The sequence below is a fragment of the Microcoleus sp. AT3-D2 genome (assembly GCF_036705715.1).
In the GTDB taxonomy this organism is placed as follows: domain Bacteria; phylum Cyanobacteriota; class Cyanobacteriia; order Cyanobacteriales; family Microcoleaceae; genus Microcoleus.
Window position 1 is genome coordinate 68,733 of record NZ_JAUBVE010000018.1, and the last position, 11,934, is coordinate 80,666.

At 45.8% G+C, this 11,934-nt stretch carries 9 protein-coding genes; 8 read left to right on the forward strand and 1 reads right to left on the reverse strand.

Annotation, left to right across the window (positions count from 1 at the left end):
• Window positions 1-85 precede the first annotated feature (85 nt).
• From QUB44_RS10935 to QUB44_RS10955, 5 genes are all read left to right on the forward strand, one after another.
• Window positions 86-1,738, forward strand: coding sequence for an AarF/ABC1/UbiB kinase family protein (locus tag QUB44_RS10935; RefSeq protein ID WP_333366634.1), 1,653 nt, complete (start codon window positions 86-88; stop codon window positions 1,736-1,738).
• A 260-nt stretch (window positions 1,739-1,998) separates the two neighbouring features.
• Entirely contained in the window at window positions 1,999-2,205 is a 207-nt protein-coding gene (locus tag QUB44_RS10940; protein WP_333164016.1) for a hypothetical protein, read from the forward strand.
• A gap of 340 nt (window positions 2,206-2,545) precedes the next feature.
• Complete coding sequence (gene uvsE / locus QUB44_RS10945) at window positions 2,546-3,487, forward strand: UV DNA damage repair endonuclease UvsE (protein ID WP_333164013.1); 942 nt, start codon at window positions 2,546-2,548, stop codon at window positions 3,485-3,487.
• Window positions 3,488-3,681: 194 nt separating this feature from the next.
• Entirely contained in the window at window positions 3,682-4,353 is a 672-nt protein-coding gene (locus tag QUB44_RS10950; protein ID WP_333366637.1) for an SOS response-associated peptidase, read from the forward strand.
• A gap of 149 nt (window positions 4,354-4,502) precedes the next feature.
• Window positions 4,503-4,889 carry a VOC family protein gene (locus QUB44_RS10955; RefSeq protein ID WP_333114010.1) on the forward strand — a complete coding sequence of 129 codons (387 nt, stop codon included), beginning with the start codon at window positions 4,503-4,505 and terminating at the stop codon, window positions 4,887-4,889.
• Window positions 4,890-5,009: 120 nt separating this feature from the next.
• Here the strand turns inward: QUB44_RS10955 and QUB44_RS10960 are convergent, their stop codons facing one another.
• Window positions 5,010-5,627, reverse strand: coding sequence for a CP12 domain-containing protein (locus QUB44_RS10960; RefSeq protein ID WP_333366638.1), 618 nt, complete (start codon window positions 5,625-5,627; stop codon window positions 5,010-5,012).
• Window positions 5,628-6,118: 491 nt separating this feature from the next.
• On the opposite strand from QUB44_RS10960, the gene glpX reads away from it, so the two are divergent.
• From glpX to QUB44_RS10975, 3 genes are all read left to right on the forward strand, one after another.
• Window positions 6,119-7,156, forward strand: a complete 1,038-nt coding sequence (gene glpX / locus QUB44_RS10965) for a class II fructose-bisphosphatase (RefSeq protein ID WP_333163996.1) — start codon at window positions 6,119-6,121, stop codon at window positions 7,154-7,156.
• A 145-nt stretch (window positions 7,157-7,301) separates the two neighbouring features.
• Entirely contained in the window at window positions 7,302-8,594 is a 1,293-nt protein-coding gene (locus QUB44_RS10970) for a glutamyl-tRNA reductase (protein ID WP_333366639.1), read from the forward strand.
• Between the two features lie 216 nt (window positions 8,595-8,810).
• Window positions 8,811-11,816, forward strand: coding sequence for a UPF0182 family protein (locus QUB44_RS10975; RefSeq protein ID WP_333366641.1), 3,006 nt, complete (start codon window positions 8,811-8,813; stop codon window positions 11,814-11,816).
• The last annotated feature ends 118 nt before the right edge of the window (window positions 11,817-11,934 follow it).

Below are 11,934 nucleotides of genomic sequence, written 5' to 3' on the forward strand. Positions count from 1 at the left end.
TATTCCCCAAGACACTGGTCAGCCCGGTCAACAGCGCTATCCTAGTAGTTATATAGCCCTTAAACCCGATCGACCCGGAGGCCCCTTGTTTAGCCTAGTTCAAAACAATTCTCGCAAAGGAGAAATTCTAGAGGTCGTCTTCCGCAACGGTTGGGACTACATGAAAAGCCTCCTAACCGGCCGCAAAACCGACGCACCCAGTCTCCCAACTCCAGCAGTTCTCCGCAACATCCTCGTCCAATTAGGCCCAGTTTTTGTCAAATTAGGACAATTGCTGAGCACCCGTCCTGACCTTTTACCCGCCAGCTATATCGAAACTCTCTCCACGCTACAAGCGGAAGTACCGCCCGTACCGTGGTCGCAAGTAGAAGCAATCGTCCGCCTGGAACTCACACAATCTCTCGAAAATACCTTCGCCAAATTTAACACCGAAGCCATCGCCGCTGGTTCCATTGCCCAAACCCACAAAGCTACTTTAAAAGACGGTCGCGAAGTCGCCCTCAAAGTTCAGCGCCCCGGTATTGATATTGTCATCGAACAAGACATCGCCGTACTCCGAGGTTTGGCAGAACTTGTCATGCTCACAGACTTCGGTCAACAATACGATATTGTCGCCCTAGCTGAAGAATTTGCGATCGCCCTGCGTGCAGAACTCGACTTCATTCAAGAAGCCAGCTACACAGACGAACTGCGCCGCAATTTATCTAAAAGTAAATGGTTTGACCCTACACAAGTTGTCCTACCAGAAATTAACTGGGAGTTAACTACAAAAAAACTCTTAGTAATGGAGTGGCTGAACGGAGTCCCGATTTTGTTAGGCGATTTGCAAGGAATTCGCCAAAAAGGAGATGTAAATGCCGAACGCGAAGAAATTACAACGCTGCTTTGCCGCGTTTTCTTCCAGCAGTTATATATCGACGGATTCTTTCACGCAGACCCGCATCCCGGCAATTTATTTTATCTCAAAGACGGCCGCATAGCTTTGCTAGACTGCGGCATGGTCGGCAGATTAGACCCGCGAACTCAGCAGAATTTGACCGAAATGTTGCTGGCAATTGTCGATTTAGACGCTCAGCGCTGCGCTCAATTAACTTTGGAAATGGCAGAATTTGCTCAGCCGACAAGTTTAGTTAATCTAGAGAACGATTTAGCTCGAATGCTCCGCAAGTATTACAATGTGAGCTTGTCGCAAATGAACTTGTCGGAAATTTTTTATGAGGTGCTGGAAATCACCCGCAAAAATAAAATTCGGCTGCCCAGCAATCTCGGTTTGTATGCAAAAACTCTCGCTAATTTGGAAGGACTGGCGCGCTCTTTTAATCCCCGGTTTAATATTGTAGAGCAGGTGAAGCCGCTGATGACCGATATGTTTCGGCGTCAGTTATTAGGAGATGATCCGATACAAGCTCTGCTGAGAACTGCTCTGGATCTCAAAAGCTTATCTTTGCAATCTCCGCGACAAGTGGAAGTGCTTTTAGACCGAGTTACTTCGGAAACTTTGAAGTGGAACTTGACACTAAAAGAACTCGATCCGCTACGCCGCACTCTGGGGGATTCTGCGAACCGACTTTCTTTTAGTATTGTCGTGGGTTCGCTGATTGTGGGGGCGGCAATTATTTCTTCAAACGCACAAACTTCTCAGTTATCTTTTCTGAGCACTGGTTTGTTTGGGGCGGCAAGTTTTTTGGGTTTTTGGTTGATTATTAGCATTCTCAGATCAGGGCGTTTGCGGAGTTGATTGGAAAGAGGAAATAGAGAAAATCAGGAGATATAGAAATCCTTTCGGGAAACGCGCAACTGGCTTTTTTTGTGAAGGAACCGCGAAGACTCTCTTGACGCGGATGTTGATAAGAGAAGAGAAAGATTTCACACTTTATGCCAGGAGTGCTATAGCATCCTCAACTATTAAGCAACATCTCTGACTTAAGATAGGCGATCGCCCGCAGCCGCTAAGTCTAAGCTAGAAATTGTTCCATAAACCTAATTGAGGAAAAAAAGATGAGCAGCGGTCACGCCAGCCATAAAGGTTCTTCCACAAAACCCAATACCAACACAAACGGTCAAATTACATCCCCTGACGACCAACCCGCTGACCCGCTAAATCAAGAAACATCCGGTTATCCGTTCCATAACGAAGCAATGGAAAATCCTGTTGCCACCGCGCGACCCGGCGAAGATGCTGAGTCTGGCGAAGAACAGCAATAGTTATATCGATTAAATAGGCCTCGATATGCTATCTGCGACGCGGTTGATTAGATCTTTGATAAAAATCCGGTTTGTACTAATTACATCTTGCACTTGCATAGTCCGCCAGGGATTTGAATCTCCGGCGGACTCTTCGGGCAGGTTCAGTAGTACCTCATATCAAATCCGTTGAGATCGGAATTATCATCTCTCTCTTCTCTTTCTCTGTGTCCTCTGTGCCCTCTGTGGTTTAATCATTCCGATACAGCCGGAATTGATATCACAGCTTCAGAACCAAGGACTAAAGTCCTTACTACAAAACTATCTAACCTCTAAAATTCAAGTTAGGAATTATTGAGAAATGAGCGAGATTAACCAACTATTTCAAAAAGACAAATTGCCGGAATTGGGGTTAGTCTGCATTACAACATCCAATGAAGTTCGCTTTCGCACTGTCACGCGGAAGCGACTTTTACAGCTTTCGGAAACTGAACAAGAAACTGTATTGCGCGAGCTTTATGCAGACAACTTAAAACGGCTTGACAAAGCGATCGACTTCTGTTGTGCTAATCAAATTAAGCTCTACCGCATGACTTCCGCACTGTTCCCTTTTGCAGATACAGATTTGGGGGAAGCAGTGCTACACTCCATGACTGAGGAATTGCGGATTATCGGCGATCGCGCTCTTTCTTTGGGCATCCGCTTGGTACTCCACCCGGATCAATTTGTCGTCCTCAGTTCCGACAAGCTTTCTGTAGTTGAAAACAGCATTAAAATTCTTGCCACTCATGCTTTAATTTTAGATATGTTGGGACAGCCCCGATCGCCCCAGGCACTGATGAACATTCACGGCGGCAAGAGCGATCGCACTTCGCAGCTCAAATCAGTCATCCGCGATTTACCCGAATCAATTCGATCGCGCTTAACCTTTGAAAATGACGAATACGCTTACAGTTCCTCGGAAATTTTAGAAGTTTGTCTCGATACCGGCGTACCAATGGTTTTTGATGCCCACCACCACGTCATTCACGAACATTTAGAAACTTACGACGATCCCAGCGTTGCCGAAATGCTCGCAGCAGCCCGCACAAGTTGGTCGGTTCCTGAATGGCAATTAGTGCACATATCGAATGGCAGAGAATTTTTTGCCGATCCGCGCCACAGCGATTTAATTACAGAAATGCCTAATTGCTATTATCAGGCTCCGTGGATTGAAGTAGAAGCTAAATTCAAAGAATTAGCGATTGAAAAGTTGCGCGCCGAATGGTTGTCTGCGAATGTTCCACAATTTAGCAATGTCTAGTAGGGTGGGGTTTTACAAACCATCTTTGCCTAACACGAATAATCTCCAAAACCCGCCCCGCCCAACGGTAAATCGCGATGTCTCGTAGGGGCGGGTTTTACCAACAATTATTGCCTAACACGCATAATCTAGAAAACCCGCCCCGCCCAACGGTAAATCCCAATCTACCTTTTTGTTAATACCAATTATAAATTATGTGTGGACGATACACTTTAACTACTTCAGGTCAAATCATAGCCGAATTCTTCAAACTTTCGGCAGTTCCCGACATCAAACCGCGATACAATATCGCCCCAACTCAATCAGTTGCCACAGTCACAGTTTCTCAAGAGCAAATGCAGCGACAGTTCCAATTTATGCGCTGGGGTTTGATTCCAAGTTGGGCAAAAGACATGAAAATAGGCAGCAAGATGATTAACGCGCGATCGGAAACTGTAGCCGAAAAACCTGCTTTTCGCAGCGCCATCAAGCACAGGCGATGTTTGATAGTCGCTGACGGTTTCTACGAATGGCAACAGCAGGGAAAGAACAAACAGCCTTACTATTTTCAAAAGGCAGATGGGGAACCTTTTGCTTTTGCCGGTTTGTGGGAAAATTGGGAATCTCCAGAAAAAGAAAACATTGTATCTTGCAGTATAATTACTACCGCTGCTAACGAAACAGTGCAGCCGATGCACGATCGAATGCCGGTGATTCTCCCCGACAGCGATTGGGAACAGTGGCTCGATCCTGCTGTTAAAAATGCTCAGGAAGTTTTGCCCTTGTTAAAGCCCTATGCTTCCGAAGCGATGAAAGCAAAGGTCGTAAGTGCGATCGTCAACAGTCCAAGTAGAGACACTCCCGAATGTATTAGCGATCGGCAATAAATGATGGGAGCGGACAACACCGAGATAGTGTCAGTTATGATGTAAAATGATGTTTGAGTTGTAGCTTTGGTTTTCTAAGGATCAGTTTAACTCAGTTGTTATTTGCTCAAACATTTTTTTATCTTAACATCAGTTAGAGGACAAAAAATATGATTGGATACGTTACAGTCGGCACCAACAATCTTGAACGTGCAGCCAAGTTTTATGATACTTTGCTTGCGGAAATTGGCGCTCAACGATTCATGGAATTCGACCGATTTATCGCATGGAGCGTTTCTCCAGAGATGCCAGGATTTGCTGTTGCAAAACCCTTTGATGGCAACGAAGCAACTGTTGGTAATGGCGTAATGATCGCACTTCAAGTTGACAGTCCAGAAAAAGTCAACTTAGTTTATAACAAAGCGATCGAACTTGGCGCTAAGGATGAAGGAGCAGTGGGGTCAAGAGGCACGTTACCGGGGTTTTATGTGGGATATTTTCGGGATCTAGATGGGAATAAGCTGAACGTGTTTTATATGATTGGGCCAAACACTTAAGATTTTTATTTTTCGTGAGGCGAGGCGAAAAAAAGCTATTTCCGATAATTAGTTATTAGTTATCAATCCCTAAATAAGAGTTGATAACTAATAACTAATGGCTAAGGACTCATAACTAAATTAACTGTCGTACATCCGGGCTTCAGCCGCCTCGGGATTTTCCTCGCAATACTCGTCAAAAGCCGTTTTTTCAAGCTTCATCGATCGCTGGTGAGAAGCCTCAGCCTGCATTTCCTCTACAATATCCCACGCTACCGCGCACTCTCTAGAGGTAGCCCCTTTCTCGGCACAGATAGTTCTGGCATCCGCGATCGCCTGTTCGATTTGTTCCTCAAATAAAATACTTTTCGGCTTCTCGACAAAATCGCTTTTTGTCAAGATATCCGTTACCGAAATAATGCCCAGCAGTTTGTCTTTAATCACCGGAGCTCGGCGGATTCGGGTATTGGCGAACAGCCTCGCCACGTATTCCACGCCCAGGTCGGGATTCACCGTGATGCACGGTTTGGTCATAATCTCGAAGACGCGGACTTTCTGCGGGTCTACTCCGTAGGCTGTTACTTTGTAAACAATATCCGTTTCCGTCACAATTCCGTAGGCGTCTTGTTCGTGGCGGCGTTCCACAATTAACGCGCGCAAACACAGTTCGTTCATCATCGCCACCGCTTCAGCTACAGTTGCCGAACCGCGAATGGTAACAACTTCTGTTGTCATAATATCTTGGGCTTTCATCATCATTTTTTATTCCTTCCCGCTGATAAAGTCTACTGCGTCCCGATTTGGGGCTGTCCATTTGATTTGCGATCGTCATTAGGACTTACCCTCAGAAACCCGGTTTCCACCAAAATGTTGGGTTTAGTAACGATAAATCCGGTCTAGCAACTAGGTTTCTGAGAAATCGTGCGATCGCAAACTAATCATAAAACCTTTAACGGCACTCGGAATGACAAGTTGCCTGAAACAGCCGATCGCTCCCCCGGAGCCTCTGGAGTCCGCGATTTAGCCCTCAGACGGGGCTAGCGTGCGATCTTCCAAGCAAGAGTGAAGTATTGCGATCGATCTTTGAGCTTGTTGGGATCAGATTTTCCAGCCCCAGTCTCAAAGAAGCAAAAGTTAACACAAACTAACCAACTGCTTGCGCTCGCACAGATCCCCGCCTCTGATAAACTTGATTGCTGGGAGTGCAAAAGAGCACAAGGCACGCATCAGCAGTTGAGAGGATCTAGTTCGTGGACAATGTAATCGGTTTAGAGATTATCGAAGTAGTTGAGCAGGCAGCCATCGCCTCCGCTCGCTTGATGGGCAAAGGCGAAAAAGATGAAGCCGACAGAGTGGCTGTAGAAGCCATGCGGGAGCGCATGAACAAAATTCATATGCGCGGCCGCATCGTCATCGGCGAAGGCGAACGCGATGACGCACCCATGCTTTACATCGGTGAACAAGTAGGTATTTGTACCCGCGAAGATGCCAAAGATGTCTGCAACATAGATGAATTGATCGAAATTGATATCGCTGTGGACCCCTGCGAAGGTACTAACCTGGTAGCTTACGGTCAAAACGGTTCGATGGCAGTTTTGGCAATCTCTGAAAAAGGTGGTTTGTTTGCGGCACCGGATTTTTACATGAACAAATTGGCTGCTCCTGCGGCTGCTAAGAATCATGTAGATATTCGCAAAACGCCGACTCAAAACCTCAAAATTATCTCTGATTGCCTCGGCCGCAGTATTGAAGATTTGGTAGTGGTCGTGATGGATCGCGATCGGCACAAAGGTTTAATTAAGGAAATTCGGGAAGCGGGTGCAAGAGTTCGGCTGATCAGCGACGGCGACGTTTCGGCAGCGATTTCTTGCGCGTTTTCTGGTTCCAACATCCACGCACTTATGGGTATTGGTGCAGCACCGGAAGGTGTGATTTCCGCAGCAGCAATGCGCTGTTTGGGCGGTCACTTCCAAGGGCAGTTAATTTACGATCCGGCTGTCGTAAAAACTGGTTTGATCGGTGAAAGCAAAGAGAGCAATATCGCCCGCCTGAAAGAGATGGGCATCACAGACCCAGACAAGATTTACAATGCTGAAGAGCTGGCATCGGGAGAAACAGTTCTGTTTGCAGCTTGCGGGATTACCCCCGGAACGCTGATGGATGGAGTTCGCTTCTTTGGCGGCGGCGCTCGCACTGAAAGTTTGGTAATTTCTTCTCAGTCGAAGACTGCTCGGTTTGTGGATACAATCCATATGTTTGACCAGCCTAAATCTCTGCAATTGAATTAGTGATTAGTTAGTGGTTAACAGTTAAATGTTAACAATTAACAGTTAACGGTTAACAGTCACCGGTGATTAGCAATTAGCGATAAACTAATAACTAATAACAGGTGACTGTTAACACCTAAGCAAGAAATAGTGACAAATCACAGATATGAATATTGCAGTCATAGGTCTCAGCCACAAAACAGCGCCGGTTGAAGTTCGCGAAAAACTGAGCATTCCAGAACAGAAAGTTGAAGCCGCGATCGCCCAATTGCGTGGCTATCCGCACATTCAAGAGGTTGCCATCCTCAGCACTTGCAACCGCTTAGAGATTTATATTGTTACCAGCGAGTCGGAGCCTGGTGTGCGAGAGGTTATTCAGTTCCTTTCGGAATGCAGTAAAGTTCCTTTGCAGTCTTTGCGCCCTCACCTGTTTATTTTGCTGCACGAAGATGCGGTGATGCACTTGATGCGAGTGGCTTCTGGCCTCGACAGTTTGGTGCTCGGAGAAGGACAAATTTTGGCTCAGGTGAAACAAACTCACAAACTCGCCCAGCAGTACAAAGGTGTAGGCAGAATTTTAGAGCGCTTGTTTAAGCAAGCTCTCACAGCAGGGAAGCGAGTTCGCACGGAAACTAGCATCGGTACCGGTGCAGTTTCTATCAGTTCGGCGGCGGCAGAATTGGCTCAAATGAAGGGTCAGCATTTAGCAAGCAGCAAAATTGCAATTATTGGTGCTGGCAAAATGTCGCGGCTTTTGGTGCAGCATTTGCTCTCAAAAGGAGCTAGCCATATTTCGATCGTTAACCGCTCTGTGCGGGGTGCCCTGGAGTTGGCCGGTCAGTTTAAAGATGCTCAATTGCACCTGTATCAACTCTCGGAAATGATGCAGGTAATTGCCGCTTCTGACTTGGTTTTTACCAGTACGGCAGCTACCGATCCGCTGTTAAATAAAGCTAAATTGGAAGCGGTTTTAGACCCGAATCGCCCTTTGATGTTGGTGGATATTTCTGTGCCGCGCAACATTGACTCGGATGCGAACGAACTCGCTAATGTGCGATCGTTTAATGTGGACGACTTGAAAGCAGTGGTAGCTCAAAATCACGAAAGCCGCCGCAAAATGGCAATGGAAGCTCAGGGCTTGCTGGAACAGGAAGTAGAGGCTTTTGATCTCTGGTGGCGCAGTCTGGAAACTGTTCCTACTATTAGCTGTTTGCGGGATAAGATAGAATTGATTCGGGAACAAGAGTTAGAAAAAGCTTTATCGCGTCTGGGTTCGGAATTTTCGGAGAAACATCAAGATGTGATTGAATCTTTAACAAGGGGGATTGTGAATAAGATTTTGCACGATCCGATGGTACAGTTACGCGCTCAGCAGGATATTGAGGCGCGGCGGCAAGCTATGCAAACTTTGCAAACACTGTTTAATTTGGATGTGGATGTCAATCAGCAGTACAGCTAGTTTGTCATTAGTCATTGGTCATTAGTCATTAGTCATTAGCCAGTTGACAGAAAAGCAGTTAGCCATTGACCCGAAAGCAGGAGTCATATTATTTCCGGTCAATTACCATGAATAAAAATGCCTCCAACCCTTGCGGCAAAAGTATCATTCGGGAGGGTAAATTGCTCGAACCTGATATCAGTTATCATTCAACCAATAACTAATGACTAATAACTAATGACTAATAGGCGAATTTATCAAATAATCCTACTGATTGCGGGGCTGTGGCTGGTTGTTGAGTTTGCCTCCCGCATTGCGGCAGAAATTCTCTGGTTTCAGGAGGTTGGATATCTTCAGGTTTTTCTGTTAAAGCTGACAACTCAAGGGTTGCTGGGGGCGATCGCAATTGCTGTTTCTTCTGCCTTTTTGCTAGGAAATTTGGCTTTAGCCCGCCGCCTGCAACATCCCGCAGAGGAAATGAAATCGCCGGTTGCGGAGGCGCTATTCGCTTCACTGAGGGCGAACAAAACGGAGAAGAATTACGAATTACCTGTTGCTAAATCCCAAATAACCTTTTCCTGGCTGCTGTTGGCAGTATTTGGATTGAGTTCGATCGCAACTTTTATAGTAATTCACTGCGGGCTGTTAGCTGCAAGCAGCATCACCTATTTGGGTATAGCTGACAATTTACCTGCGTCGCCTGTGCAGTTGGGAATTGAGTCAATCCAACAAATAGGGGTGCAGCTATTTTCTCACTGGTGGCAGTTGGGCTTGCTGCTGGGGACAATTTTAGCTGTGGCAATTAAGCCTGATTTTTTGCTGCAGGCGATCGCCCTTTTTCTCAGTTTGGCGATCGGGCTTATTGCCACCAGTCGCTGGACCAATGTTTTGCAATGTTTTCACCCTACTAATTTTAACACAACCGACCCTCTTTTTAATCAAAATATTAGCTTTTATGTATTTATTTTGCCAATTTTAGATTTACTAGGCTTCTGGCTGACAGTTGTATTTTGGTACAGTTTAGTATCTTGTGCTTTAACATATTTGCTGTCAGGAAATAGCCTGAGTCAAGGGAGATTTTTGGGGTTTTCTCGATCACAGCAGCGGCACTTGTACGGGTTGGGTGCAGCTTCAATGCTAGCCGCCGCATTCCGCTACTGGCTGGGGCGCTACGCATTGCTGTATTCGCGGGGAGACGTTACTTACGGGGCGAATTATGCTGACGTGACGGTGCGGCTGCCCTGGTATGGATTTTTGAGTATTTTGGCGGGGGCGATCGCACTTTTGATGCTGTGCCAGGTTTACCAATTCAAAATTAAAAATGAACTCATAAAAAAGATTATTTTAGCGTGGCTAACTTTAAGTTTTTTGGGAGTTTTCCTGCCACAAATTGTGCAGCAACTCCTAGTTAGACCCAACGAACTAGCACGAGAGAAGCCATATATCCAGCGCAGCATTGCCTTTACTCAAGAAGCCTTTGACCTCAACACAATCGAAATAAAAACTTTCGATCCCGCCGGAAAACTTACTTATGCCGACTTAGAAAAAAATCAACTTACTATCAGCAACATCCGCCTGTGGGACAAGCGACCGCTGCTGCAAACCACCCGACAGTTACAGCAAATCAGACCATATTATACATTTCCTGATGCCGATATCGATCGCTACACAATCAAAAATGAAAAAGCACAAAAGGGAGATTCGGAAAGCCAACAAGTGTTTCTGGCAGCGCGGGAATTAGATTACACAGCAGTTGCCCCCGATGCTCAAACTTGGGTGAACGAACATTTAGTTTACACTCACGGTTACGGCTTTACTCTTTCTCCCGTAAACAGAGTCGGTGTCGGCGGTTTACCCGATTATTTTGTCAAAGATATTGGAGTTGCAGCCCAGAAAGGAGAGACTGCTTTGGAAGTCACTAGCGATCGAATTCGGGCCAGTATTCCGATCGGCTTCCCGCGAATTTACTACGGCGAAATCACCGATACAGACGTGATGGCGCCCACACAAGTCGCTGAATTCGACTATCCCAGTGGCGAAGAAAATGTTTACAATACTTACAGCGGTAGGGGCGGAATTGCGATCGGTCCTATGTGGCGGCGCTTGCTGTTTGCTAATTATCTCAAAAATTGGCAAATGGCGCTTACCCGCAATTTTACGCCAGAAACTAAATTGCTGTACCGCCGAAATATTAATAAAAGAGTCCGGGCGATCGCTCCTTTTTTGCGCTACGATTCCGACCCGTATTTAGTAGTAGCAAACGCCAATCTTAGCAATGATGACATAGAAAAAGCCAGGGAGGACAATGGCAACAAGATTAAACCTTCACCCTCGGCTACTGATAAATCTCCCAACTATCTTTACTGGATTATCGATGCCTACACAGCGAGCCCTGGCTATCCGTATTCTGACCCGGGAAATCATGAGTTTAACTACATCCGCAACTCCGTCAAAGTAGTGATTGATGCCTACAACGGGTCTGTTGACTTCTACGTTGCCTATCCCTCCGATCCCATTATTAACAGTTGGATTGCTATCTTTCCCGGACTCTTCAAACCCCTTGACAAAATGCCTCCGGCTCTCCGCACACATATCAGATACCCAGTAGATTTGTTGAGCATTCAATCCGAACGCTTGCTAGCTTATCATATGGAAGACCCGCAAGTATTTTACAATCGGGAGGATTTGTGGCGAGTTCCCCGTGAAATTTATGGCAGCGAACAGCAGCCCGTAGCACCGTATTATTTGATTACGAAACTGCCAACGGAAACAGAAGAAGAATTTATTTTGCTGCTGCCATTTACACCAGTAAGCCGCAACAATTTAATTGCTTGGATTGCAGGGCGATCTGATGGTGGCAATTACGGAAAATTGCTGTTGTATCTGTTCCCCAAACAGCGATTAGTTTACGGTCCGGAACAAATAGAAGCTTTAATTAACCAAGATCCAGTTATTTCCGAACAAATATCTCTCTGGAATCGCCAGGGTTCAAAAGCCATTCAAGGAAACTTATTAGTAATTCCTATCGAACAATCTTTACTGTATGTGGAACCTCTTTACTTAGAAGCAGAGCGCAATAGTTTACCAACTTTAGTCAGAGTTATTGCTGTCTACGAAAACCGCATAGTCATGGCAGAAAATCTTGACTTGGCACTCAAGGCACTGTTTCAGCAACAATCTACCAACAAACCGGCCATTATTCGACCTGTAGAAGGAACAGCACCAGCTTTAAATAGTGAATGATATCAATTCCGGTTGCACTCCTGATGATTGTTTACTGTTGACTGTTGATTGTTGACCGAAAGCATCCAAGATGCAAGCCCCCGCATTCATCGGTGGAGAAAGAAAAAACCTGTATCCG